The following is a 23,133-nucleotide window of genomic DNA, read 5'->3' on the forward strand; positions in this document are numbered from 1 at the left end:
TCGCGTCGTGAAGCCCGGGAGAATGTTTTTCCCGGCATCCCGCCCGCCGCTCACTATTCTTGAGCCATGGGCCCGCATGGGCCGGTGGTCTCGCTTTCAAGGAATCCAGAATGCAGCCAAGACACGTCATCAACGCTTCGGTCAGCCCCAAAGGCAGCCTGGAGACTTTGTCCCAACGTGAAGTGCAACAACTCAGCGAAGCCGGTTCCGGCAGCATCTATGCCCTGTTCCGCCAGTGCGCCCTGGCCATCCTCAACACCGGCGCCCACGTCGATAACGCCAAGACCATCCTCGACGCCTACAAGGATTTCGAAGTTCGCATCCACCAGCAGGACCGCGGCGTGCGCCTGGAACTGCTGAACGCCCCGGCCGATGCCTTCGTCGACGGCGAGATGATCGCCAGCACCCGGGAAATGCTGTTCAGCGCCCTGCGCGACATCGTCTACACCGAAAGCGAGCTGGCCAGCCAGCGCATCGACCTGGAAAGCTCCCAGGGCATCACCGACTACGTCTTCCACCTGCTGCGCAACGCCCGCACCCTGCGCCCGGGCGTGGAACCGAAGATGGTGGTGTGCTGGGGCGGCCACTCCATCAGCACCGAGGAATACCAGTACACCAAGAAGGTCGGCCATGAACTGGGCCTGCGCAAACTGGACGTCTGCACCGGCTGCGGCCCGGGCGTGATGAAGGGCCCGATGAAGGGCGCGACCATTGCCCATGCCAAGCAGCGCATGAGCGGCAGCCGCTACCTGGGCCTCACCGAACCGGGCATCATCGCCGCCGAGGCGCCGAACCCGATCGTCAACGAGCTGGTGATCCTGCCGGACATCGAGAAGCGCCTGGAAGCCTTCGTCCGCGTCGGCCACGGCATCATCATCTTCCCGGGCGGCGCCGGCACCGCCGAAGAGTTCCTCTACCTGCTGGGCATCCTCATGCACCCGGACAACCGCGAGCTGCCGTTCCCGGTGATCCTCACCGGGCCGAAAAGCGCCGCGCCCTACCTGGAGCAGCTGCACGCCTTCGTCGGCGCGACCCTGGGCGACGCGGCCCACAGCCTGTACCAGATCATCATCGACGACCCGGCCGAGGTCGCCCGGCAGATGACCGAGGGTCTCAAGGAGGTCAAGCAGTTCCGCCGCGAACGCAACGACGCCTTCCACTTCAACTGGCTGCTGAAAATCGACGAAGGCTTCCAGCGTCCGTTCGACCCGACCCACACCAACATGGCCAGCCTGCAGCTGGACCACGGGCTGCCGTCCCACGAGCTGGCGGCCAACCTGCGCCGCGCCTTCTCCGGCATCGTCGCCGGCAACGTCAAGGACAAGGGCATCCGCCTGATCGAGAAGCACGGCCCGTACGAAATCCACGGCGACACCGCGATCATGCAGCCGCTGGATCACCTGCTCAAATCCTTCGTCCAGCAGCACCGGATGAAACTGCCGGGCGGCGCGGCCTATGTGCCGTGCTACCGGGTCGTGAGCTGACAGCCCGTTGACGACGGCCCCCGGTGCAATGCCGGGGGCCGTTTCCTGCCCCACGCAAAACACCCGGCCAGCGGGCACAGCGAGCGCTCAGGGAACTCCTGGGCAGTGCCGTGCATCTAGATTGTGTAGCACTTCCTTTTCGCCTCACGCTGTCGGAGGACGCCCTTATGCGCCGCCTATTACTCGTTTCTTCGTTGTTGCTCTGTCTGCCCGCAGGTTCAGCCATGGCCCGTGTCGATGCGGGTGATGTCGCCACCTCCGCAGGGGTTTCCGCCTCGCTGTACTCGACCTTCAAGGATGACAAGATGGTGATTCCCGCCCGTGACGACGCCTCCAGTTTCGTCGCCAGCGGTGGCGCCATCCGTGGTGTCTACCTGGAGTCGGTGCTGCAGAAAATCCGCCAGGAAAACCCAGGCCTCAACGCCAGCGATGAAGAACTGGCCAGGGCCATCCTCACTCAACAGGCGCAGCCAGCCGGGCACTAACGGCCTGTGCCGTCCTGCGCTGCGCGACCGGGACGTCGCGCAGCCGCACAGGGCATCCTCCCCTCACCCCGCCTGAACCGCCGCAGTGGCCCCGGCGCGGCTGAACAGATCGCGACCTATGCTCCGGGCCGTGCGCAGGTGCAGCGCCGGATCCTGGCTTTCCGATTCCAGCAGCAGCTCCGAGGTCAATACCCGGGCGCCGCAGTAGTCGAAGATCCCGTGGTCGATCTGGGCCTTCATCGCCGCCTCGTAGCCGTGGCGCCCGTAAGTGCCGGCGTCGGCCCCACCGACACCGAGCAGGTGCACCCGCAGGTGTCCAAGCTTTTTCTCCGTGCGGTTTTCCTCGAGGCTGAAGTCGAAGGCCCAGCCATTGGCGAACACCCGGTCGATCCAGCCCTTGAGCAGCGCCGGCATCGACCACCAGTACACCGGATAGACCAGCACCAGCGCATCGGCGCGGTCGATGCGCGCCTGCTCGGCCAGCACGTCGGCCGGTGGCTGTTCCTGCCGGCGATGGACCGCGTGGTCGGCGGCATTGAAGCGTGGGTCGAACGCCTCGGCGAACAGGTCGGCGATCTCGAACGAGTGGGACGGCCCAAGCCCCTCGGCGACCTGGGCCGCCAGGCTGTGGCTGAGCGAGCGGGCATCATGGTGGGCGACAACGATAAGCGCATGCATGGCAAAGGCTCCTGCAAATGATTGAGGGCGGCAACCAGGCCCTATATACTTTTGGTAAGTTACGAACAGTAAGTTACTTTTGGTATATAAGCATGTCAAGCACCCCCTCCGAGGCTTCACCACCCCGTCGCCGCCTGTCCCGGGAAGAGCGCCTGCAACAGTTGCTGGAAGTGGCCTGGCAATTGATCGGCGCGGAAGGCACCGAGGCCCTGACCCTGGGCCGCCTCGCCGAGCAGGCCGGGGTGACCAAGCCGGTGGTCTATGACCATTTCGTCACCCGTGCCGGGCTGCTGGCGGCGCTGTACCAGGACTTCGATGCACGCCAGACGCTATTGATGGACGCCGCCCTGGACCGCAGCGAAGCGACCCTGGCCAGCCGCGCGACGGTCATCGCCAGCGCTTATGTCGACTGTGTGCTGACCCAGGGGCGGGAGATCCCCGGGGTGATCGCCGCGCTGGCCAGTACGCCGGAACTGGCGCGGATCAAGGAGGAGTACGAGCTGATCTTCCTGGAAAAATGCCGCGCCGCCCTCGCCCCCTTCGCGGCGCCCGGAACCATAGCAACGGCCGGCCTGCGGGCGATGCTGGGGGCGGCCGAGGCCCTGTCCCATGCCGCGGCCACCGGAGAAATCAGCCGCGAGCAGGCCCGCGACGAGCTGTTCGACACCATAATCGCCATGGTCGAGCGCAGCGCGCGGCGCGGTGCCGGCCCGGTCTAACCGGCTTCACCTGCCACCGGCACGGCAGACTTCATCGAGCCGAACCACCAGGTGACAAGGGCGCACAAGGCCATGACGCCACAGGTGCCGACAAACACCGTGCGCATGCCGAAGTGCCCGCCGAGAAAGCCCCCGGCCAGGGGGCCGAGCACCTGCCCGACGTACTGGCTGGAGGTCGAGTAGCCAAGCATCCGCCCGGCGATGTTTTCCGGCACCGAATGGCGAATGATGCTGGAGATGCAAGGCAACAGCCCGCCCAGGGCCAGGCCCATGAGAAAGCGCAGCAGCACCAGTTGCCAGGGCGCACTGACCAGCGCCTGGGGAATCAGCAGCAGCGCCGCCGCGGCCAGGCACACAGTCAGCACCCGCCAATGGCCGATACGGTCGGCCAGCTTGCCCAGCTGCGACGCGGAAATGATGCTGCCCAGGGCCGCGGCGGACATCACCAGGCCTGCCATCAGGGTGACGTTTTCCGCCCGCAGTTCCTGCAGATACACAGTGATGATCGGCTCGATCGACATGGTCGCGAACATCAGCAGGCAGGCCACCGCGAACATGCTCAGCAGCGGCTTCTTGTCCGTCACCGACGCCCAGGAATGCTCCGGCGCCTGGCCCTTTTGCGTTGCCTGGCGTGGCTCACGCGGCGCCTCTTTCAACAAAAAAGTGGTGGCCAGAAAGGTCACGAAGATCACCGCCCCGGCGATGAAGAAGGTGTTGCGGATGCCGATCAGCGGCGGCAGCAGACCGCCCACCAGAGGCCCGGCCAGACTGCCGGCCATGATCCCCGAAGACAGCACGCCCAACGCCCAGCCGGAGCGCGCCTTGGGGGTTTGCGTAGCGACCAGGATGGTCGCCCCCGAGGCATAACCGCCCAGCAAGCCCGCCAGCAGGCGCAGCACCACCAGCTGCCAGACATTCTCCGCCAGGCCGATCAGCGACATGGCCAGCGCCATGCCGAGGCTGGCGCGGATCAGCATCAGCTTGCGCCCGTAGCGGTCACCCAGGCGCCCCCACAAGGGTGCGGTGATCGCCGCCGACAGAAAGGTCGCGCCAAACGCCACGCCGGACCACTGGACGATGGCCGCCGGGTCGCTGACGCCCAGTTGCTCGACGTACAACGGCAGGAACGGCAACAGCAGGGTCATCGCGACAATGGTGGTGAACGCCCCCAGGGCGCACACCGCAAGGTTGCGCTGCCAGTAGCGTTCGGCGGGAGACAGCGACTGCAGGGTGGACATCGGGGCGCTCCATCGGTCAGGGACGGGGCCACGCTACAGGCTCGAATTCGATAAATAAAATTCATGTTTTTTATGGAGTGGATTCCTCTAAGGAATCCACACGACGCCTGCGGTGATGTCGCGAGCGTGATGGATTCAGTCGCGCTTCCAGCGCTTGCGGGCATGCAGGTACGCCGCCAGGTCGCCGTAACCCAGCTGGGCCGCCACCTGGGCGCGGCTCTCGCCGAGAAACTCCAGTTGCTGTTCCAGCTCGGCGCGGACCTGATCGAGCAACTGGCGAAAGGTCATGCCCTGCTCTTCCAGGCGCCGGCGCAGGGTGCGCGGGCTCTGGTAGAGCGCCTCGGCCTGGTTCTCCAGGCTCGGCACCACGCCACGGGCCAGGCTGTCGCGCATGCTGGCCGCGACCTTGCCGGTCCAGCCGCCCAGTTGCAGGCGCTGGGCCAGGCGGCGGTCCAGTTCGCTGCGCAGCAACTCCTGCATGCCGGCGTGGCGCGTCAGCAGCGGCAGGCGCAGGGTGGCCTGGTCGTAGTACAGGCAGTTGTGCGGGCAATCGAATTCGAGGTGGTCGCCGAACCACTGGCGATATTCCTCGTGGTAAGCCGGTCGCGGATGGCTGAAGCAGGCGCGCACCGGCCGCACAGCTTGCCCGGTGCTGTGACGCATCTGGGTCAGGGCCATGACGCAATAATGCTCCACCACGTAGCGGGTCAGCCCGGCGGGTGCATCGATATGCAGTTCGACGCCGAGCAGGTCGCCGTCGCTGACCAGCCTCAGGCTGTCCATGTCCGAGGCCAGCGCGGCGTAGTCGGCCCAGCATTGCATGGCGCCGCGCACGTCCGGGCAGTACAGGCAGATGTAGGCCAGTACGTGCAGGTCCTGGGGGGTGAATTCGCTAAACAGGTGCAGGCCGATGGCCGGGTCGCGCTCCGCTGCCAGGCGCCACAGCTGTTCGAGCTCGAGCAGGTTGTAATCCTGGCGGTCGCCGCGGGTCTGGCGTTGCAGCACCCGCTCCAGCACCCGGCCGAGCTGGCCCCGGTGAAAACGGCGGACCGGTTGATTGGCCTCTTCGCCAGTGTTTTTGTCCAGTTCGCGCATAGGGTCCGGGCGGCTCTTGGTTTCTTATTGTTCGGGCAATGCCCATGTCGGGCCTGACTCGAGATTGCCATGAATACAACAATGCTCGCCAACAATCCAATCCTGGTCGTGGCCGGGATTTTCCTCGGTTTCATCCTCCTGGAAATCGCCTGTACCTGCTTTCGCCAACCCAAGGGTCAGCGCCGCGATGTGCTGATCGAGATCATCGGCTCCTCGCTGTTGCTGGGCCTCACCTTCCCCCTGGTGATGTTCCTCAGCACCCTGCTGCTGGACACCTTCGCGCCGTCCTTGAAGAACAGCCTGGGCGACCTGCACTGGGTGGCGGGCGCCGCCCTGTTCCTGGTGCTCGATGACATGACCCAGTACTGGTGGCATCGCCTGACCCACCGCCTGCCGTTCCTCTATGCGCTGCACCGCGCGCACCATTCGGCGCCCTACATGAGCATCCGCATCGTCTACCGCAACAACAGCTTCTATTACCTGCTGATGCCGGGCATCTGGCTCTCCGGCCTGCTCATCTACATGGGCCTGGCGCCGGTCTACTACGGCTACCTGATCGTCAAGATGACGGTGATCTTCGCCGCCCACAGCAGCGTCGCCTGGGACGACAGGCTCTATCGCATCCCGGCCTTGCGCCCGCTGATGTGGCTACTGGAGCGGACCCTCTCGACCCCTTCCACCCACTCCGCCCACCACGGTTTGAATGCCCATGACGGGGTGACCCACTACAAGGGCAATTTCGGCAATCTGCTGTTCTTCTGGGACGTGCTGTTCGGCACCGCGAAAATCACCCGCCGCCGGCCCAGCGCCTATGGCATCGAGGACCTGCGCCCCATCAGCTGGCAGCAGGAACTGTTCTGGCCGCTGGTGCGCTCGCCCAAACCGGCGGCGCGTCCCGAAGCCAAGCAGGAGGTCGCGCAATGAGCCTGCATATCGTGCTGATCGCCGGCTCCAGCCAGCCCGACAGCCAGTCGGCCAAGGTCGCCCATTACCTGGGCCAACGCCTGCGCCAGCTGAAACTCTGCGAGCAGGTCACGCTGCTCGACCTCGGGCGCTCGCCCTTGCCGCTCTGGCCAAGCCCGGACTCGAACACCGCCTGGAGCCAGTACTCGGCCAGCCTGCTCCAGGCCGACGCACTGGTGGTGGTGACCCCGGAGTGGAACGGCATGGCCTGCCCGGCCATCAAGAATTTCTTCGTGTATGCCGGCCACACCGAACTGGGGCACAAGCCGGCGTTGCTGGTCGGGGTCTCGGCCGGCGTGGGCGGCGCCTACCCGCTCGCCGAACTGCGCGTCTCCAGCTACAAGAACTGCCGGATCTGCTACTTGCCGGAACAGCTGATCGTTCGCCAGGTGGAAGGCGTATTCAATGCTCATGCCGAACCCACTCCTGAAGAACGCCACCTGCGCGCTCGCGCCGACTGGACCCTGGAGGTCCTGGCCGAGTACGCCGGTGCGATGAAGCACCTGCGCTCGTGCATCGATATCCGGGACCTACCTTTCGCCAACGGGATGTAGCACCGCGACACAGCAAGTGAACACCTCGGGGGGCCCCGGCCTCCCCAGCGCCGTGAAGAAATTCGCGTTCACCGAGGCCCGTCCTCGCCAAACTGTGGCTACAGTCTTAGGAGCCGCCACGGGCTTGAGCGCCATGCCGCATGCCGACAAGCCTATGGACGGCCTGACAAAGACACGGGCAGCGGTGAACCTTATCGCCGCCTGCCCGGTCGATAGATGCAGTCTGGCCAGGTTTGGCGATAAGCCCCCCGTTTCTTCCAATAGGGCGTCGTACGGCTGGTTTCATTTCCTGGAGAACGCCCGTGATAACGACCCGACACATCGCCAGTCTCAAAGCCTGGGGCGCCCATGGTTTCACCGCGACCGGGGTGGTCACGGCCTTTCTCGCCACCCTGGCGCTGTTCGACAACCAGCCCAAGGCCTGCCTGCTGTGGCTGGGCGTGGCGCTGATCGTCGATGGGGTCGATGGCTCGCTGGCGCGCAAGGTCAATGTGCAGTCGGTGTTGCCGCATTTCGACGGCTCGGTGCTGGACCTGGTGATCGACTACCTGACCTATGTGTTCATCCCGGCGTTGTTCATCTATCGCTATATCCCGCTGCCGGACTACAGCGCGCTGCTGGCGACCTCGGTGATCCTGGTGTCGTCGCTGTTCTGCTTCTGCAACGTCAACATGAAGAGCAAGGACAACTATTTCGTCGGCTTTCCCGCGGCCTGGAACGTGGTGGCGCTGGCGCTGTACATCCTTGCCCCGACACCCTGGCTGAGCCTTTCGAGCATCGTGGTCCTGGCGCTGTTGACCCTGACCCGGATGAAATTCCTCCACCCCTTCCGCGTACGCCGCTTCATGCCGGTGAACATCGCGGTGACCGCCATCTGGCTGCTGTGCAGCCTGTCGCTGGTGATCAACCATCCCTACAATGGCCCCTGGGTGATGGGCTTGTGGCTGGCGATGTCGGCGTACTTCCTGGGCATCTGCATCTGGCGCACCGCGCTGGGCTGGTTCGACCGCACGCGAACCTGAACCCCTGCCGTACCCCTGACCGCAACGAGACTCGACATGCTCTACCGCTTCGCCGCTGACAGCCTGGTATCACTGCACCTGACCTTCATCCTGTTCGTACTCTTCGGCGGTCTGCTGGTGCTCAAGTGGCCGCGCCTGGCCTGGCTGCACCTGCCTGCCGCGACCTGGGGCGTGGCGGTCGAAATCTTCCACCTGCCCTGCCCCCTGACCGACTGGGAAAACCGCATGCGCCACGGCGCCGGCCAGCAGGGTTATGGCGACGGTTTCATCGAGCACTACCTGATCCCGCTGATCTACCCGGCCGGGCTGACGCCGCAGATCCAGTTGGGCCTCGGCGCTCTGGTGCTGCTGATCAACGCCCTGGTCTACGGGCGCCTGCTGTGGCGGCGCCGGCAGCCTTGAAAAAATCGCCGGCATGGTCGTCGATTGCCGCGCCACAGCCTGCCCCGTCTGTGTATATTTCCAGGCAACCCCGTGGGCAACGGCGATCCGCGATCGCTTCGAGTGGAGTCCATAGATGCCCGATTTCCAGATCCGCCAGCCCTGCCCGCCCGGCGCCTGCAACTGCGACCGCGAGCGCCTGTTGCAAACCCCTGGCACCGACCTGCGCATCCTCGGCCTGACCCGCCAGGAGGAAAAGCGCCTGCTCGACCGGCTGGAGAACCTGCAAAGCCTGAGCGACCTCGAACACATGCAGCGGCGGATGTACGAACTGCTGGGCATCCGCGTGCAGATCGCCCCCAGCTTCAACGAAGTGCGCAGCATGCGCGGCATCGCCATCCAGCTCGACGAACTGCCGGGCCTGTGCCGCAAGACCCGCCAATCGATCCCCGCCGCCATCCGCCGTGGCCTGGAAAAGAACCCGGAAATCGCCTACCGCCTGCTCGACGCCCACGACCTGTTGCGCGACGCCTGAACTGGAATCCCCTATGAAACCCGCCGTCACGACCAACCCCTCGATCGTTATCAGCGACACCCTCAACAGCAGCTTCGAAACCCTGCTCGACATCGGTCTCGCCGCCTTCAATGAGCAGATGACCGGCTACAACGATCGGCAGCCCCTGGCCGTGGAACTCAAGGACCCGGAAACTGGTCAGGTCCTGGGCGGCATCAGCGGGCGCACCTCCCTGGGCCTGCTGTTCATCGACCTGTTCTACCTGCCCGACAACCTGCGCGGCTCGGGCCTCGGCGCCCAACTGCTGCGGGCCTGCGAAGACGAAGGCCGGCGCCGCGGCTGTCGCTCGGCCGTGCTCTACACCCTGAGCTTCCAGGCGCCGTCCTTCTATGAAAAGCACGGCTGGCAACGCTTCGGCGAGGTCGCCTGCGACCCCGAAGGCAGCAGCCGGGTGTTCATGAGCAAGGCCCTCTGAACCGGAACCGCCCAACTCCCACAATCCCGTAGGAGCGAGCGGGCGGCGATCCGACTTGCCCACGCTGGCCACACAGAATACCTGCCCCACCGCGTGATCCTTCATCGCGGGCAAGCCTCGCTCCTACGGGGTGGTGTGTGATCTTCTTCCGTAGGAGCGCAGCTTGCGCGCGATGGCCGCGACGCGGTCTGCCGGGAACACCTACCAGTTATGGCTATTGATCCGCTTGTGCCCCAGCAACTGGTCGACCATGGCCACGGCGGCCGCCTTCGAAGTGCAGTGCAGCAAGGGGTAGCCCCAGAACTTGCGGTAGGTGTCGGCGAAGGCCTCCACCCGGGCCTGGGTCGCACCGTCGGGGGCTATCACGATACTGGCCCGGATCCAGCGGCGGATCGCCTCCTTGTTGCGCTTCATCCACAACGACGCCTGCTTGAGGCTGGCCTGGGCGTCTTCGCCCTGCTGCGGTTGTTCCCCAGGCGCGTCGGCGGTCACCAGCACAAAGGGTTGCTGGCGTTGCAGCAACTGGTCGAGCTGGCTGAAAGGATCGGCCTGGCCGGCCGCGCCACGGTAGTGCATCCAGACCAGGGGAAACTGACGATGGTCGATGTTCATAAGGTTTCCTCGACAAGAGACAAACAAGAATGCCTATCATCTGCAAAGCAAACCATGTCTGCATCAGTCAACCTGGACAAGCTATTGACCAATTCAGCCAAATGAAGATTCAGTGTCCCGGACCTGCACATGGTCGCCCAGCAGCATCCTGCGCTCGGCGAGAAAACGCGCCGGCGGCTGGCCCACGGCCTTCTTGAACATGCGGATAAAGGCGCTGGCGCTTTCATAACCCAGGCCCAGCGCCACGCTCTCCACCGACTCGCCCCGGGCCAGGCGCTTGATCCCCAGCAGGATGTGCAACTGGCGTTGCCACTGGCCGAAACTCAGGCCGGTCTCGGCCAGGATCAGCCGGCTCAGGTTGCGTTCGCTCATGCCGATCTGCTCGCCCCAGCCGCCCAGGCTGCGACGCTCGGCCGGCTGCTCGATGATCGACGCGGCCATGGCGCGCAACTGCGGGTGCCGGGGCATGGGCAGGTGGATCTGTTCCTGGGGCGCGGCAGCCAGTTCATCCAGGGCCACCGCCATCAAGCGCCCCTGCGGGCCGTCGAGGTCATAGAGCTCGGGCACGTCCACGCAACGCTTGAGCAGCTCCTGCAACAGCGGCGAAACCGCCAGGGTGCAGCAGGCCCCGGGCAGGCCGCGGACCTGTTCCGGTTCGACGAACAGGCAGTAACTCTCGGTCCGCTCCAGGCCCCGCACGTTGTGCCGCATATCCCCGGGAATCCACACCGCGCATTGCGGCGGCGCCATCCACAGGCCTTCGTCGGTCTCGCAGGTGATCACCCCGGCCAGCGGGAACAGCAGCTGCGCCTTGCGGTGGCTGTGCCACGGCCGCTCCCAGCGCGTGGCCTGCATGGAGATCCGCAGCGCATACAGCGGCCGGTCGATCCGGTCCGGGTCCTGGGGTTGATATTGGTCGTGCAGTACCGGCATGGCGAAACCCGTGGAGGATGAGACTCGAGCCACTGACCGGCCCGAATCTCTGACGCAGGGGATTGTGCTGGCCGCAGGGCATTTCGCCAAGCAGCGCCGGCGACACGCCGGGAATCAGGACGACGGCGTTGCCGCGCCATGCAGGAACATCTGTTCCAGGACCAAAGCCGATCCTGCTGGAGCCGCGCGACCCAGGCGCTCGGAATCGACGATGCCGCAGATCAGGGTCATGAACAGATCGCTCAACACCGGCGCACTGACGTCGATGCGCAAGTACCCCTCTTGCTGCGCCCGCAGGAAGAAAGCGTCCAGGGCGTCGATGCATGGCTGCCAGCGATTACCCTCGGCGTTCGGCGCCATGGTGTCCGGGCGGTACTGGAAGACCATGAACAGCAGCAGCTCGCGCTGCGCCAGATTCAACTGGATCAGATTGCGCAGGGCCACCGCCGGAGCGGCCTGGTGCAGGTCCGCGGTCTCGATGATCTGCTTCATCACCTCGCAAGTGTGGCTCATCAGCATCTCGATCAGGTTGTCCCGGGTGCCGCAGAACCGATGCAGGGTAGCCTTGCTCACCCCCGCCGCCTCGGCCAGTTCCTTCAGTGTCCCCCACGGATGGTCGACGATGGCCACGGCCAGCGCCTTGAGGAGTTTTTCGTCGGAAGCGGGCGAAGACATAAAGGCAGACTCATTCTGGGCAGGAAGAACGCACGCATTGTGCAGAAAATCCCTACAAGCTCAAGGGAGTTGACACTTTTTAACAGAAAAGAATCATTTGAGACAAATTTGCCTCATAAGAATCTTATAGATATTATTCGCGCCTTTCCAGAACCAGCCTTCAGGTGAAACATGAATGCGTTGCGCGAACTGCGTGTATTGAGCTTGGCAGCGGTGGCCCTGATGGGCATGGCCGGCTGCGGTAATGGCGAGCAGCCCGGAGCGCAACAGAGTGCGCCCAGGCAGGTCGAGACCCTGACCGTGCTCCCCGAAACCCTGGCCCTGAGCAGCGAACTGCCCGGCCGTATCGAGCCGGTGCGAGTCGCCGAAGTGCGGGCGCGGGTGGCCGGTATCGTGATCCAGCGCCACTTCGAGGAAGGCGCGGACGTGAAGGCCGGCGACCTGCTGTTCCAGATCGACCCGGCGCCGCTCAAGGCCGCGCTGTCCCGCGCCCAGGGCGAGCTGGCGCGGATCGAGGCGCAACAGAGCGAGACCCAGGCCCGGCTCAAGCGTTATGAACAACTGGCGAAAGTCGAAGCGGTCAGCCAGCAGGACCTCGACACCGCCCGCTCCGCCCTGCAGAGCAGCCAGGCCGCTCGCCAGTCGGCCCGCGCCGATGTGGAAACCGCCCGCCTCAACCTGGGTTACGCCACGGTCCGCGCGCCGATCTCCGGGCGCATCGGCCGGGCCCTGGTCACCGAGGGCGCCCTGGTGGGCCAGGGCGAAGTGACCCTGATGGCGCGCATCCAGCAACTGGACCCGATCTACGCCGACTTCACCCAGCCGGTGGCCGAGGCCCTGCGCCTGCGCGAAGCGCTCAAGCAAGGCAGCCTGTCCGCCGGCGAGGAGTCGCGACTGTCGATCCAGGTCGAGGGCACTGAGTTCCAGAGCCAGGGCGAACTGCTGTTCTCCGACGTCTCGGTGGACCGCGGCACCGGCCAGGTGTCCCTGCGCGGGCGCTTCGACAACCCCGAAGGCACCCTGCTGCCGGGCATGTACGTGCGAGTGAAGGTACCCCAGGGTACCGACCGCCAGGCCCTGTTGGTGCCGCAACGCGCGGTGCAGCGCGGCAGCGACGGCCAGGCCCGGGTGCTGGTGGTGGACGCCAGCGACAGCGTCGCCCAGCGCCCGGTGCAGACCGGCGTCATGCAGGACAAGCGCTGGCAGATCACCCAGGGCCTGGAAAGCGGCGACAAGGTCATAGTCGGCGGCATGAGCGGCCTCAACCCCGGCGACAAGGTCGCCATTCAACAGCCCGATCCGCAACCCGCGCAGCAGCAGGCAGCCCGCCAGTAAGCCCGGCCCTGCGTTCGAGGACACACCATGTCTCTGTTCTTTATCAAACGGCCCAAGTTCGCCTGGGTCGTCGCCTTATTCATTTCCCTGGCCGGCCTGCTGGTGATCCCCGCCCTGCCAGTGGCCCAATACCCCAGCGTGGCGCCGCCGCAGATCAGCATCACCGCCACCTACCCCGGCGCTTCGGCGAAGGTGCTGGTGGATTCGGTCACCAGCGTGATCGAGGAGGAGCTCAACGGCGCCAAGGGCCTGTTGTATTTCGACTCCACCAGCAATTCCAACGGCGTCGCCGAAATCGTCGTCACCTTCGAGCCGGGCGTCCAGCCGGACATGGCCCAGGTGGAGGTGCAGAACCGCCTGAAGAAGGCCGAGGCGCGCCTGCCCCAGGCCGTACTCAGCCAAGGCGTCCAGGTCGAACAGACCAGCGCCGGCTTCCTGATGATCTACGCCCTGAGCTACAAGGAAGGCGCCCGGGAGCAGGACACCACCCTGCTGGCCGACTACGCCGCGCGTAACGTCAACAACGAGATCCGCCGGGTCGAAGGCGTGGGCAAGCTGCAGTTCTTCGCCTCGGAAGCGGCCATGCGGGTCTGGATCGACCCGCATGGCCTGGTGGGCTACGGCCTGTCCATCGAGGACATCGGCAACGCCATCCGCGCGCAGAACGTGCAAGTCCCGGCGGGCAGTTTCGGCAGCGCCCCGGGCGCGGTCGGCCAGGAGCTGACTGCCACCCTGGCGGTCAAGGGCACCCTGGACAACCCCGAGGAATTCGCGCGCATCGTGCTGCGCGCCAACCAGGACGGCTCCAAGGTCACCCTGGGCGACGTGGCGCGGATCCAGGTCGGCAGCCAGGACTACAACTTCACCACCCGCCTCAACGGCAAACCGGCGGTGGGCGCGGCCATCCAGCTGTCGCCGGGGGCCAACGCGATCAAGACCGCCAGCGCGGTCAAGGAGCGCCTGCACGAGCTGTCGGTGAACTTCCCGGAGAACGTCCAGTACTCCGTGCCCTATGACACCTCGCGTTTCGTCGACGTGGCCATCGAAAAGGTCATCCACACCCTGATCGAAGCCATGGTCCTGGTGTTCCTGGTGATGTTCCTGTTCCTGCAGAACCTGCGCTACACCCTGATCCCCAGCATCGTGGTGCCGGTGTGCCTGGCCGGTACGCTAACGGTGATGTACCTGCTGGGCTTCTCGGTGAACATGATGACCATGTTCGGCATGGTGCTGGCCATCGGCATCCTGGTGGACGACGCCATTGTGGTGGTGGAGAACGTCGAGCGGATCATGGCCGAGGAAGGCCTGTCCCCGGCGGCGGCCACCGTCAAGGCCATGGGCCAGGTCTCGGGGGCGATCATCGGCATCACCCTGGTGCTGTCGGCGGTGTTCATGCCGCTGGCGTTCATGGCCGGCTCGGTGGGGGTCATCTACCAGCAGTTCTCGCTGTCGCTGGCGGTGTCGATCCTCTTCTCTGGCTTCCTCGCGCTGACCTTCACCCCGGCGCTGTGCGCCACCCTGCTCAAGCCGGTGGCCCCGGGGCACCATGAGAAACGCGGCTTCTTCGGTGCCTTCAACCGCCTGTTCGGCCGCCTGACCGAGCGCTACAGCGCCTTGAACAGCCACCTGGTGCGACGCGCCGGGCGCTACATGCTGGTCTACCTGGGCGTGGTGATGCTGCTGGGCTTCGTCTACCTGCGCCTGCCCGAGTCCTTCGTGCCCGTGGAAGACCAGGGCTACATGATCGTCGACGTGCAGCTGCCACCGGGCGCCTCCCGCGAGCGCGCCTCGGCCACCGGCCAGCAGCTGGAGCAGTTCCTCGCCTCCCGCGAGGCCGTGGCCAACACCTTCCTGGTACTGGGGTTCAGCTTCTCCGGGCAGGGCGAGAACGCCGCCCTGGCTTTCCCGACCCTGACGGACTGGTCGCAACGCGGCGCCGAGCAGTCGGCCGAGGCGGAAACCGCCCAGGTCAACCAGCGCTTCGCCAGCCCCGACGACGGTACGGTGATGGCCGTCAGTCCGCCGCCAATCGACGGCATGGGCAACTCCGGCGGTTTCTCCCTGCGCCTGCAGGACCGTGGCGGCCTGGGGCGCGAGGCCCTGCTGGCGGCACGCGACCAGTTACTCGGCGAAACCTACGGCAACCCGAAGATCCTCTACGCGATGATGGAAGGCCTGGCCGAGGCGCCACAGCTGCGCCTGGATATCGACCGGGACAAGGCCCAGGCCCTGGGGGTGGGGTTCGACGCGATCAACAACGCCCTGTCCACCGCCTTCGGCTCGGCGGTGATCAACGACTTCGCCAACGCCGGACGCCAGCAACGGGTGGTGGTGCAGGCCGACCAGAGCCAGCGCATGACCCCGGAAAGCGTGCTCAAGCTCTATATCCCCAACAGCAGCGGCGCCCTGGTGCCCCTGAGCGCCTTTGTCTCCACCCACTGGGAAGAAGGCCCGGTGCAGATCGCCCGCTACAACGGCTACCCGACCATCCGCATCTCCGGCGATGCCATGCCCGGGGTCAGCACCGGCGAGGCCATGGCCGAGATCGAACGCCTGGCGGCCAAGTTGCCGGCCGGCATCGGCTACGAATGGACCGGCCTGTCGTACCAGGAAAAGATCGCCAGCGGCCAGGCCCTGCAACTCTTCGCCCTGGCCTTCGTGGTGGTGTTCCTGCTGCTGGTGGCGCTGTACGAGAGCTGGACCATTCCCCTGGTGGTGATGCTGATCGTGCCGGTGGGCGCCCTCGGCTCGGTGCTGGCGGTGACCGCCGTCGGCATGCCCAACGACGTGTACTTCAAGGTCGGCCTGATCACCATCATCGGCCTGGCAGCGAAGAACGCGATCCTGATCGTCGAGTTCGCCAAGGACCTCTGGGCCGAAGGCTATAGCCTGCGGGACGCGGCCCTCAAGGCGGCGCGCCTGCGCTTTAGGCCGATCGTCATGACCTCCCTGGCGTTCATCCTCGGCGTGGTGCCGCTGGCCCTGGCCACCGGCGCCGGTGCGGCCAGCCAGCGCGCCATCGGCACCGGGGTGATCGGCGGCATGCTCAGCGCCACCCTGCTGGGGGTGATCTTCGTCCCGATCTTCTTTGTCTGGGTGCTGTCGCTGCTGCGCCGCGAACCCACGACGAGCAACGATGACCTGCAACCCGCGCGGACCGAGGAATGACCGGCATGAAATCCAACCCCCTGATCTACGCCGCCCTGCCCCTGGCCCTGCTGTTGGCCGGCTGTTCCCTGGCGCCGCGCTACGAGCGTCCGCCGGCGCCGATCGCCGCGACCTGGGAAGGCCAGGCCGCGACGCCGAAGGAGCTACCGCAGTGGCAAGCCTTCGTCCTCGATCCCGACCTGCGGGTGCTGGTGGACAGCGCCCTGGCCAACAACCGCTCGCTGCGCCAGGCGCTGCTGGATATCGAGGCGGCCCGGGCGCAATACCGCATCCAGCGCGCCGACCGTCTGCCAGGGCTGAACGCCAGCGGCTCGGGCAACCGCCAGCGCCTGCCAGCCGACCTGTCGTCCAGCCAGACGGCCGGGGTGTCCAGTACCTATCAGGTGGGGCTGAGCCTGCCGGAGTACGAGATCGACCTGTTCGGCCGTGTGCGCAACCTGTCGGACGCCGCCCTGGAGCAATACCTGGCCACCGCGGAAGCCACCCGCGCCAGCCAGCTGGCGCTGATCTCCGAGGTGATCCAGGCCTACCTGACCTGGGACGGTGCCCAGCGCCAGCTGGCCCTGACCCGGGACACCCTGCGCAGCCGCGAACAGTCCCTGGAACTGATCGGCCAGCGGCGCACCATCGGCACCGCCACGGCCCTGGATTATCAGGAGGCCCAGGGCCTGGTGGAGCAATCCCGGGCCGATCTGGAAAACACCGACCGCCAGCTGCGCCTGGCGCACAATGCCCTGACCCTGCTGGTGGGCACGCCGGACGCGCTGCGCGCCCTGCCCGCCCAACCACGTGACGAACTGTTGCTGGTGCAGGACATGCTGCCCGGGACGCCGTCCGAGCTGCTCGCCCGGCGTCCGGACGTGCTGGCCAGCGAGCATCGGCTCAAGGCTCGCCACGCCGATATCGGCGCGGCGCGGGCGGCGTTCTTTCCGCGGATCACCCTGAGCGGCAGCCTGGGCACCTCCAGCAGCGAGATGTCCGGGCTGTTCGACGGCGGTTCGCGGTCCTGGTCGTTCCTGCCTTCGGTGTCGATCCCGATCTTCGCCGGCGGGCGCAACCGGGCCAGCCTGGACCTGGCCGAGGTGCGCAAGGACAGCGCTGTGGCCGCCTACGAAGGCACCCTGCAACAGGCCTTCCGCGAAGTCGCCGATGCCCTCGCCGCCAGCGACACCCTGCGCCGCGAGGAGGCGGCGCGCCAGGGCCTGACCCGCACCAGCCAGGCCACCCTGGAGCTGGCCAAGGCCCGCTACGACAGCGGCCTGGACGATCACCTGCGCTACCTGGACGCCCAGCGCAGCGCCTTCAACGACCAGTCCACGCTGATCCGCATCAGCACCCAGCGGCAGATCGCCCTGGTGGACCTGTTCCGGGCCATGGGCGGAGGCTGGGACAGGCAGACGCTCTAGGGGTGTGCTTACAACCCGGGCAGGGTAGCGGGCAGGCAAGCCCGCTGCCCTGCCCGTTTTTTTGCGCTGGTCATCGGCACTCAGCCAGCGGCCTGGAACTTCTTGCGGTAAGCCGCCGGCAACAGGCCGACCCGTTGCTGGAACAGCCGGCGAAACGAGTTGCTGTCTTCGTAGCCCACCTTGTAGGTGATGCTGTCCAGGGTCATGCGCGTGGACTCCAGCAGTTCCTTGGCCTTCTCCAGGCGCAACGTCTGCAGATAGGCCAGCGGCGTGTAGCCGGTGGCTTCCTTGAAACGGCGCTTGAAGTTCCTGGCGCCGAAGCCGAAGCGCCGGGCCGTGTCGTCGATCAGCAGCGGCTGGTCGAAGTGTTCCTCCAGCCAGTCCTGCACCCGCAGGATCTCGCCATCCCCATGGCTCTTCGGCAATGACCACATGACATACACCGACTGCTCGCTGCGCACCTTGTCGATCAGCAGGTACTTGCCGCATTTCTGCGCCAGCTCCAAAGAGGCGAAGCGCCGCACCAGGTGCAGCAGCAGGTCCATGGCCGCGCTCGCGCCACCACTGGTGATCAGGCGATCGTCTTCGCAGAGAAGCTGCCCTTCGTCCAGCTCGACCCCGGCGTAGCGGCGCCGGAACAGCTCGGCGAAAGCCCAGTGGGTGGTGGCGCGGGCGCCCTTCAGCAGGCCGGCTTCGGCCAGCAGGAAGGTGGCCGTGCACATCGATGCCAGCACCGCTCCCCGGGCGTGCTGTTGTCGCAGCCAGGGCCCATAGCCGGCAAATGCCGGCAAGGCCTCCTTCAAGGTGAAGAGAAAACCGGGGATCAGCACCAGGTCGGTCCGGGCGATCTCGGCCACGGACTGCTGCACCCGCAGCGCCTGCCCGCCCCAGGCATCGACATCGGCGCCATCCAGCGAGGCGACCACCACCTCGAACGGCGCGTTGGCGGTCTCGGCGAACAGGTTGGCGGCGCTCAACACTTCCAGGGCCAGGGTGGCGCTGGCGGCGGAACAGTGATCGGCCAGGAGCAAGGTGACGTGCATTAGTGGATTCCGTTGCGCTTTTCGCATGAAAAAAGTCATTTGCGCACCTACCTTAGCCGATTCCCCTCCCCTAAAGTGCGGCCATCCTTTCAATCCTCGGTGTATTCATGAATCTCTGGTTCCGCATGCTGCTCATGCTGTTTCGTCGTCCGTGGCGCAAGCCGGTCGAAGGTCTGGCCACCACCGTCGTGCGCATGCGCGTCTGGCCGCTCGACCTCGACCTCAACCTGCACGTCACCAATGGCCGCTACTTCACCCTGGCCGACCTCGGGCGCATGGACTTCGTCCTGCGCAGCGGCGCCTACCGCGTGGCCCTGCGCCACAGGGCGGTGCCGATCGTCGGTGATGTGTGGGGCAAGTTCCGCCGTGAACTCAAGCTGTTCGAAGCCTTCGAGGTCCACAGCCGGATCCTCGGCTGGGACGAGAAATGGAGCTTTATGGAGCACCGCTTCGTGAGCAAAGGCCGAGTCACAGGCGTGGTGGTGATGCGCGGGCTGTTCCGCTCGGCCAAAGGCACCATCGCCCCCGGCGAGTTCGTCCACGAGCTGGGCCTGGACCAATCGCCCGAGCTGCCACAGTGGCTGAAGGACTGGTCGCAAAGTTGCGACGACATGAGCGTTCAGTTGCGTGCCGAGGAAGCTGCGGCGCGTTGAAACAAGCAGGAACATAACCTGAGACAAGAACGCCATTGCCGACCCAGGTCGACAATGGCGTTGATGCGCGACAGCCAGCGTGTGACCGAGCGGGCAAGCGCGACGCCATGGCGACGCGCCCGCCCACCCACTCAGTGCGGAGCGCGGGGGATGGTCTTGAGCAGGTCTTCGGGACTGATATGGCCGACCACGCTGCCCGGTTGCGGCATGTTGAGGATGTGGCCTTTCATCTTGCCGATGATGTGCATCTCGCACGGCTTGCAGTCGAACTTCAGGGTCAGCACTTCGTCACCGTGAATCAGCTGCATCGGCGCCACCTTGGTACGCACGCCGGTCACGCCCTTGGCCTGTTTCGGGCACAGGTTGAAGGAGAAACGCAGGCAGTGCTTGGTGATCATCACCGGCACTTCACCGGCCTCTTCGTGCGCCTCGTAGGCCGCGTCGATCAGCTTCACGCCATGACGGTGATAGAAGTCGCGGGCCTTCTGGTTGTAGACGTTGGCCAGGAACGACAGGTGCGACTCCGGGTACACCGGCGGCGGCGTGGTCTCGGCCTTGCGGCTGCCACGCGGGTGGGCGGCGATCCGCTCGGCGGTCAAGGCTTCGATCACCTCACGGCGCAACGCCTTGAGCTGGGAGTTGGGGATGAAGTAAGCCTGCGGCGCATCGAGTTTGATGTCGATGGCGTGGTACTGCGTGGTGCCGAGCTGGCCGAGCAGGTCCTGCAGTTGCTCCAGCGCCTGTTCCGGCTTGTTGGCGACGCCGAACGGGCCGTTCAGGGTCACGCTGGCGCTGATCCCCTCTTCACTGGTCGCGGTCACTTCCAGCTGCTCTTCACGCAGGCGCGCGACCCAGCTCAGGGCCACGCGACGTTCGGCGGAAGTCTTCTGCAGGGCCTGTTGCCAGTTGTGATCGAGGTTGCGGTTCAGCGGGTGGTTCGGCCGCAGCTTGTAAAGGCCTTCCGGCATCTCGTTGGGCTCGACGCGATAGCGATAGCGTTTCTCGCCGTCCTCTTCGAACTCGCCCTTGGGCTCGGCGATGTTGGCGCGGAAACCCACCACTTCGCGCTTGACCAGCACGTTGAGGCCGTCACCGTTGGACAGCGGCTCATGGGTCACCACTTGCAGGTCGCGCTTGGCGACTTTCTCCACCACGCCCACGGGCAGGCCGGTGAAGGTCGGCGAGTCGAAGGCGCCGATGTCGATCTTGCGATCCGTGACGAAATAATCGGTGCTGCCGCGGTGGAAGGTCTTTTCCGGGTCGGGCAGGAAGAAATGCGCGGTGCGGCCGCTGGAAGCGCGAGCCAGATCGATACGGTCTTCGAGCACGTCGTCCAGGCGCTGACGGTAGTAGGCGGTGATGTTCTTCACATAGCCCATGTCCTTGTAGCGCCCTTCGATCTTGAACGAGCGCACGCCGGCTTCCACCAGGGCGCGGATGTTGGCGCTCTGGTTGTTGTCCTTCATCGACAGCAGGTGCTTCTCGTAGGCGATCACGCCGCCCTTTTCGTCCTTGAGGGTGTACGGCAGGCGGCAGGCCTGGGAACAGTCGCCACGGTTGGCGCTGCGGCCGGTCTGCGCGTGGGAGATGTTGCACTGGCCGGAGAAGGCCACGCACAGCGCACCGTGGATGAAGAACTCGATCGCCGCGTCGGTTTCGTCGGCGATGGCACGGATTTCCTGCAGGTTCAGCTCACGGGCCAGGACCAGTTGCGAGAAACCGGCCTGGTCGAGGAACTTGGCTCGCGCCAGGGTGCGGATGTCGGTCTGGGTGCTGGCGTGCAGCTCGATCGGCGGAATGTCCAGCTCCATCACGCCCAGGTCCTGGACGATCAACGCATCGACGCCCGCGTCGTACAGCTGGTGGATCAGCTTGCGCGCCGGCTCCAGCTCGTTGTCGTGGAGGATGGTGTTGATGGTGGTGAAAATCCGCGCGTGGTAGCGCCGGGCGAACTCCACCAGCTCGGCGATTTCACTCACCTCGTTGCAGGCGTTGTGGCGCGCGCCGAAGCTCGGGCCGCCGATGTACACGGCGTCGGCGCCATGCAGGATGGCCTCGCGGGCGATGGCTACATCGCGGGCAGGGCTGAGCAATTCCAGGTGATGCTTGGGCAAGGACATATTTTTTTAGTCAGGCTTGTCACGGTCGAGGCGCGCATTGTAGCGGCGAAACGCCTGACCGGCACCCGTGTACTGCCCGATGGCGCCCACTCGCCGAGCGGCACCACCGGACACAGGCCGGAAGTCAGGCCTTGGCCGCCATCGCGGTGACTTCCACGCGCATGCCTTCGACCGCCAGGGACGCCACGCCAACGGCGGCGCGCACCGGCCAGGGCTTGGCGAAGAAGCGCTGGTAGACCGCGTTGAACGCGGCGCGGTCGGCCATGTCGGTGAGGTAGATGGTCAGGTGCATAACCCGGTCCATGGAACTGCCGGCCTTTTCCAGCGCCACCTTGAGTGCCTGCAGGGTGCACTCGCTCTGCTCGGTGATGCCGCCCAGTTCCAGGCTGCCGTCGGCGCGGGTGGGAATCTGGGTGGAAACCAGGATGCCAGCGAAACCGGCGACGTCGGAGGAGATGGAGTCCGCGTCGGGATCGGGAATGAAGTCGATATCGTGGTTGGCCATGGGGCTCTCTTGTTCGAGGTGATAAAGGATGGCCGGCGCCTCGCGGGGCAACGGCTTTGGCGCGCCAGTTTACAGGCCCGGCGCCGGACGTGGGCGAATCGGCGGGAAAACCACCTGTGCCCACTGTGTAAAAAGGTCCGCCTCCTCGACCGCCAGACACCCGGTAAACGCGCCATGGCAGGCGCGTCATCGAACGGTTAACGCTCCCTGCGAACGACTGGGGCAGGTCGATGATTGGTCTTTTCCAATGGGCCGCAAACGGCCAAAAGTGGCCAGTGGTCGTTGCCTTTCGCCTGGCGCCGACGCGTGGCTAAGCTTAATAAATCAGGGCGGACTGAAACCTGAGTGATAACGGCTATCAGCGGATCTGGATTGACATCAAGACGTACTCCCCAAGGAGACGATCATGTATGCGGTTATACGAACCTACCTGGGTACTGGAGCAAAGCAGCTTTTCAAGCTTCTGGAAGAGCGCAACGCCGACGTCGAAGCGGCCCTGCGGACGGTGCCTGGCCTCATCAGCTACACACTGCTGAATACCGGTGATGGCGGTACATCCGTGACGGTTTGCACGGACAAGACCGGTACCGATGCGAGCTTGAAAGTCGCGCGCGACTGGATTCAGAAAAATGCCTCGAATATCCACGCCGACCCGCCGATCGTGACGGAAGGACCGGTCATTGTGCAGATCAAGTAGTGCACCCTCCGTTTGCCCGCCCGCCACTCTCGCTGTCGCAAGCTTTGTAGGTTTGCTTCGCGCAGAGGTGATCGTGCGCAATCATCAGATAGGGTTGGCTTGCGCTAGCAGCGAGCGACGGCCCTGGGTCGATTGCTGCCACTCACAAGCCACCGCGACTCCTCCTGCGCCAGCCGAAACGCCTAGGCTTTCGAAGTGCCTGGCCAAGCTGACAACACATCCACTACTTCTGATAGAGCCGGGTTCGTGGCTGCATGGCGCCCGATACAAACAGGCCAGTGTCTTTCACAAACTGGCGATTGAACTCGAGCTGAGAGCTTTCGGATTCTCCTATACTGGCCAAACCTTGATTATCGCTACATCGAGCAGCCTGGCCGT

General features: G+C 65.4%; 23 protein-coding genes. 14 read left to right on the forward strand and 9 right to left on the reverse strand.

Going from position 1 to position 23,133, the window contains the following annotated elements:
• The first annotated feature begins 110 nt into the window (after positions 1 to 110).
• Positions 111 to 1,484, forward strand: coding sequence for a nucleotide 5'-monophosphate nucleosidase PpnN (gene ppnN / locus J4D52_RS18880; RefSeq protein ID WP_063429746.1), 1,374 nt, complete (start codon positions 111 to 113; stop codon positions 1,482 to 1,484).
• A 167-nt stretch (positions 1,485 to 1,651) separates the two neighbouring features.
• On the forward strand, positions 1,652 to 1,969 hold the full coding sequence (locus tag J4D52_RS18885; protein WP_007924983.1) for a DUF2388 domain-containing protein: 318 nt from the start codon (positions 1,652 to 1,654) through the stop codon (positions 1,967 to 1,969).
• A gap of 63 nt (positions 1,970 to 2,032) precedes the next feature.
• Here the strand turns inward: J4D52_RS18885 and J4D52_RS18890 are convergent, their stop codons facing one another.
• Positions 2,033 to 2,647 carry an NAD(P)H-dependent oxidoreductase gene (locus tag J4D52_RS18890; protein ID WP_063429745.1) on the reverse strand — a complete coding sequence of 205 codons (615 nt, stop codon included), beginning with the start codon at positions 2,645 to 2,647 and terminating at the stop codon, positions 2,033 to 2,035.
• A 92-nt stretch (positions 2,648 to 2,739) separates the two neighbouring features.
• Here J4D52_RS18890 and J4D52_RS18895 point away from each other — a divergent pair, with 92 nt between their 5' ends.
• Entirely contained in the window at positions 2,740 to 3,366 is a 627-nt protein-coding gene (locus J4D52_RS18895) for a TetR/AcrR family transcriptional regulator (RefSeq protein WP_063429743.1), read from the forward strand.
• Here the strand turns inward: J4D52_RS18895 and J4D52_RS18900 are convergent.
• Together J4D52_RS18900 and J4D52_RS18905 are read right to left on the reverse strand one after the other, a co-directional pair.
• Complete coding sequence (locus tag J4D52_RS18900) at positions 3,363 to 4,604, reverse strand: MFS transporter (protein WP_102677521.1); 1,242 nt, start codon at positions 4,602 to 4,604, stop codon at positions 3,363 to 3,365. The genes J4D52_RS18895 and J4D52_RS18900 overlap by 4 nt on opposite strands.
• A 135-nt stretch (positions 4,605 to 4,739) precedes the next feature.
• Positions 4,740 to 5,699: an AraC family transcriptional regulator ligand-binding domain-containing protein gene (locus J4D52_RS18905; RefSeq protein WP_102677520.1), complete on the reverse strand. Its 960-nt coding sequence runs from the start codon at positions 5,697 to 5,699 to the stop codon at positions 4,740 to 4,742.
• 69 nt (positions 5,700 to 5,768) lie between these two features.
• On the opposite strand from J4D52_RS18905, the gene J4D52_RS18910 reads away from it, so the two are divergent.
• From J4D52_RS18910 to J4D52_RS18935, 6 genes are all read left to right on the forward strand, one after another.
• Positions 5,769 to 6,623 (forward strand): sterol desaturase family protein, encoded by an 855-nt coding sequence (locus J4D52_RS18910; protein WP_063429737.1) that lies wholly within the window; start codon positions 5,769 to 5,771, stop codon positions 6,621 to 6,623.
• Positions 6,620 to 7,216, forward strand: coding sequence for an NADPH-dependent FMN reductase (locus J4D52_RS18915; RefSeq protein WP_102677519.1), 597 nt, complete (start codon positions 6,620 to 6,622; stop codon positions 7,214 to 7,216). The genes J4D52_RS18910 and J4D52_RS18915 overlap by 4 nt, the downstream gene beginning before the upstream one ends.
• Before the next feature lie 302 nt (positions 7,217 to 7,518).
• Entirely contained in the window at positions 7,519 to 8,238 is a 720-nt protein-coding gene (gene pcsA / locus J4D52_RS18920) for a phosphatidylcholine synthase (RefSeq protein ID WP_063429733.1), read from the forward strand.
• Positions 8,239 to 8,274: 36 nt separating this feature from the next.
• A complete protein-coding gene (locus J4D52_RS18925; protein WP_025809643.1) occupies positions 8,275 to 8,640 on the forward strand; it encodes a DUF2784 domain-containing protein in 366 nt (121 codons plus the stop codon).
• Positions 8,641 to 8,755: 115 nt separating this feature from the next.
• Positions 8,756 to 9,154 carry a hypothetical protein gene (locus J4D52_RS18930; RefSeq protein ID WP_009048349.1) on the forward strand — a complete coding sequence of 133 codons (399 nt, stop codon included), beginning with the start codon at positions 8,756 to 8,758 and terminating at the stop codon, positions 9,152 to 9,154.
• 13 nt (positions 9,155 to 9,167) lie between these two features.
• Positions 9,168 to 9,608, forward strand: coding sequence for a GNAT family N-acetyltransferase (locus tag J4D52_RS18935; protein WP_102677518.1), 441 nt, complete (start codon positions 9,168 to 9,170; stop codon positions 9,606 to 9,608).
• A gap of 201 nt (positions 9,609 to 9,809) precedes the next feature.
• Here J4D52_RS18935 and J4D52_RS18940 read toward each other — a convergent pair whose 3' ends face one another.
• The 3 genes from J4D52_RS18940 to J4D52_RS18950 form a co-directional block, all read right to left on the reverse strand.
• Positions 9,810 to 10,220 carry a hypothetical protein gene (locus tag J4D52_RS18940; RefSeq protein WP_025809650.1) on the reverse strand — a complete coding sequence of 137 codons (411 nt, stop codon included), beginning with the start codon at positions 10,218 to 10,220 and terminating at the stop codon, positions 9,810 to 9,812.
• A gap of 93 nt (positions 10,221 to 10,313) precedes the next feature.
• A complete protein-coding gene (locus J4D52_RS18945) occupies positions 10,314 to 11,153 on the reverse strand; it encodes a helix-turn-helix domain-containing protein (protein ID WP_102677517.1) in 840 nt (279 codons plus the stop codon).
• Between the two features lie 114 nt (positions 11,154 to 11,267).
• A complete protein-coding gene (locus J4D52_RS18950; protein WP_053278505.1) occupies positions 11,268 to 11,828 on the reverse strand; it encodes a TetR/AcrR family transcriptional regulator in 561 nt (186 codons plus the stop codon).
• A 171-nt stretch (positions 11,829 to 11,999) separates the two neighbouring features.
• On the opposite strand from J4D52_RS18950, the gene J4D52_RS18955 reads away from it, so the two are divergent.
• Genes J4D52_RS18955 through J4D52_RS18965 form a run of 3 tightly spaced genes read left to right on the forward strand, consistent with a single transcriptional unit; the run spans position 12,000 to position 17,737 of the window.
• On the forward strand, positions 12,000 to 13,163 hold the full coding sequence (locus tag J4D52_RS18955) for a MexC family multidrug efflux RND transporter periplasmic adaptor subunit (RefSeq protein ID WP_102677516.1): 1,164 nt from the start codon (positions 12,000 to 12,002) through the stop codon (positions 13,161 to 13,163).
• 27 nt (positions 13,164 to 13,190) lie between these two features.
• Entirely contained in the window at positions 13,191 to 16,331 is a 3,141-nt protein-coding gene (locus J4D52_RS18960) for an efflux RND transporter permease subunit (protein WP_102677515.1), read from the forward strand.
• Positions 16,332 to 16,336: 5 nt separating this feature from the next.
• On the forward strand, positions 16,337 to 17,737 hold the full coding sequence (locus tag J4D52_RS18965; protein ID WP_102677514.1) for an efflux transporter outer membrane subunit: 1,401 nt from the start codon (positions 16,337 to 16,339) through the stop codon (positions 17,735 to 17,737).
• An 80-nt stretch (positions 17,738 to 17,817) separates the two neighbouring features.
• On the opposite strand, the gene J4D52_RS18970 is transcribed toward J4D52_RS18965, so the two are convergent.
• Positions 17,818 to 18,780, reverse strand: a complete 963-nt coding sequence (locus J4D52_RS18970; protein WP_025809657.1) for a GlxA family transcriptional regulator — start codon at positions 18,778 to 18,780, stop codon at positions 17,818 to 17,820.
• A gap of 107 nt (positions 18,781 to 18,887) precedes the next feature.
• Between J4D52_RS18970 and J4D52_RS18975 the strand changes: the two genes are divergently transcribed.
• Positions 18,888 to 19,433, forward strand: a complete 546-nt coding sequence (locus J4D52_RS18975; RefSeq protein WP_025809658.1) for a thioesterase family protein — start codon at positions 18,888 to 18,890, stop codon at positions 19,431 to 19,433.
• Positions 19,434 to 19,564: 131 nt separating this feature from the next.
• Here J4D52_RS18975 and J4D52_RS18980 read toward each other — a convergent pair whose 3' ends face one another.
• Entirely contained in the window at positions 19,565 to 21,553 is a 1,989-nt protein-coding gene (locus J4D52_RS18980; RefSeq protein ID WP_102677513.1) for a U32 family peptidase, read from the reverse strand.
• A gap of 124 nt (positions 21,554 to 21,677) precedes the next feature.
• Positions 21,678 to 22,058, reverse strand: a complete 381-nt coding sequence (locus J4D52_RS18985; RefSeq protein ID WP_102677512.1) for a RidA family protein — start codon at positions 22,056 to 22,058, stop codon at positions 21,678 to 21,680.
• Positions 22,059 to 22,464: 406 nt separating this feature from the next.
• Between J4D52_RS18985 and J4D52_RS18990 the strand changes: the two genes are divergently transcribed.
• Positions 22,465 to 22,755 (forward strand): hypothetical protein, encoded by a 291-nt coding sequence (locus J4D52_RS18990; RefSeq protein WP_025809660.1) that lies wholly within the window; start codon positions 22,465 to 22,467, stop codon positions 22,753 to 22,755.
• The last annotated feature ends 378 nt before the right edge of the window (positions 22,756 to 23,133 follow it).

The organism is Pseudomonas sp. GW460-12-10-14-TSB1 (assembly GCF_017349775.1).
Lineage (GTDB): Bacteria > Pseudomonadota > Gammaproteobacteria > Pseudomonadales > Pseudomonadaceae > Aquipseudomonas > Aquipseudomonas piscium.

What these genes read in the sequence shown, in the direction of transcription:
- J4D52_RS18890 (WP_063429745.1), bottom strand. Translation starts at nt 2,647, where the DNA reads ATGCATGCGCTTATCGTTGTCGCCCACCATGATGCCCGCTCGCTCAGC.
- ppnN (WP_063429746.1), top strand. Translation starts at nt 111, where the DNA reads ATGCAGCCAAGACACGTCATCAACGCTTCGGTCAGCCCCAAAGGCAGC.
- J4D52_RS18960 (WP_102677515.1), top strand. Translation starts at nt 13,191, where the DNA reads ATGTCTCTGTTCTTTATCAAACGGCCCAAGTTCGCCTGGGTCGTCGCC.
- J4D52_RS18955 (WP_102677516.1), top strand. Translation starts at nt 12,000, where the DNA reads ATGAATGCGTTGCGCGAACTGCGTGTATTGAGCTTGGCAGCGGTGGCC.
- J4D52_RS18900 (WP_102677521.1), bottom strand. Translation starts at nt 4,604, where the DNA reads ATGTCCACCCTGCAGTCGCTGTCTCCCGCCGAACGCTACTGGCAGCGC.
- J4D52_RS18980 (WP_102677513.1), bottom strand. Translation starts at nt 21,553, where the DNA reads ATGTCCTTGCCCAAGCATCACCTGGAATTGCTCAGCCCTGCCCGCGAT.
- J4D52_RS18950 (WP_053278505.1), bottom strand. Translation starts at nt 11,828, where the DNA reads ATGTCTTCGCCCGCTTCCGACGAAAAACTCCTCAAGGCGCTGGCCGTG.
- J4D52_RS18975 (WP_025809658.1), top strand. Translation starts at nt 18,888, where the DNA reads ATGAATCTCTGGTTCCGCATGCTGCTCATGCTGTTTCGTCGTCCGTGG.
- J4D52_RS18970 (WP_025809657.1), bottom strand. Translation starts at nt 18,780, where the DNA reads ATGCACGTCACCTTGCTCCTGGCCGATCACTGTTCCGCCGCCAGCGCC.
- J4D52_RS18935 (WP_102677518.1), top strand. Translation starts at nt 9,168, where the DNA reads ATGAAACCCGCCGTCACGACCAACCCCTCGATCGTTATCAGCGACACC.
- J4D52_RS18910 (WP_063429737.1), top strand. Translation starts at nt 5,769, where the DNA reads ATGAATACAACAATGCTCGCCAACAATCCAATCCTGGTCGTGGCCGGG.
- J4D52_RS18990 (WP_025809660.1), top strand. Translation starts at nt 22,465, where the DNA reads ATGTATGCGGTTATACGAACCTACCTGGGTACTGGAGCAAAGCAGCTT.
- J4D52_RS18925 (WP_025809643.1), top strand. Translation starts at nt 8,275, where the DNA reads ATGCTCTACCGCTTCGCCGCTGACAGCCTGGTATCACTGCACCTGACC.
- J4D52_RS18945 (WP_102677517.1), bottom strand. Translation starts at nt 11,153, where the DNA reads ATGCCGGTACTGCACGACCAATATCAACCCCAGGACCCGGACCGGATC.
- J4D52_RS18965 (WP_102677514.1), top strand. Translation starts at nt 16,337, where the DNA reads ATGAAATCCAACCCCCTGATCTACGCCGCCCTGCCCCTGGCCCTGCTG.
- J4D52_RS18915 (WP_102677519.1), top strand. Translation starts at nt 6,620, where the DNA reads ATGAGCCTGCATATCGTGCTGATCGCCGGCTCCAGCCAGCCCGACAGC.
- J4D52_RS18985 (WP_102677512.1), bottom strand. Translation starts at nt 22,058, where the DNA reads ATGGCCAACCACGATATCGACTTCATTCCCGATCCCGACGCGGACTCC.
- J4D52_RS18885 (WP_007924983.1), top strand. Translation starts at nt 1,652, where the DNA reads ATGCGCCGCCTATTACTCGTTTCTTCGTTGTTGCTCTGTCTGCCCGCA.
- J4D52_RS18905 (WP_102677520.1), bottom strand. Translation starts at nt 5,699, where the DNA reads ATGCGCGAACTGGACAAAAACACTGGCGAAGAGGCCAATCAACCGGTC.
- J4D52_RS18940 (WP_025809650.1), bottom strand. Translation starts at nt 10,220, where the DNA reads ATGAACATCGACCATCGTCAGTTTCCCCTGGTCTGGATGCACTACCGT.
- J4D52_RS18895 (WP_063429743.1), top strand. Translation starts at nt 2,740, where the DNA reads ATGTCAAGCACCCCCTCCGAGGCTTCACCACCCCGTCGCCGCCTGTCC.
- J4D52_RS18930 (WP_009048349.1), top strand. Translation starts at nt 8,756, where the DNA reads ATGCCCGATTTCCAGATCCGCCAGCCCTGCCCGCCCGGCGCCTGCAAC.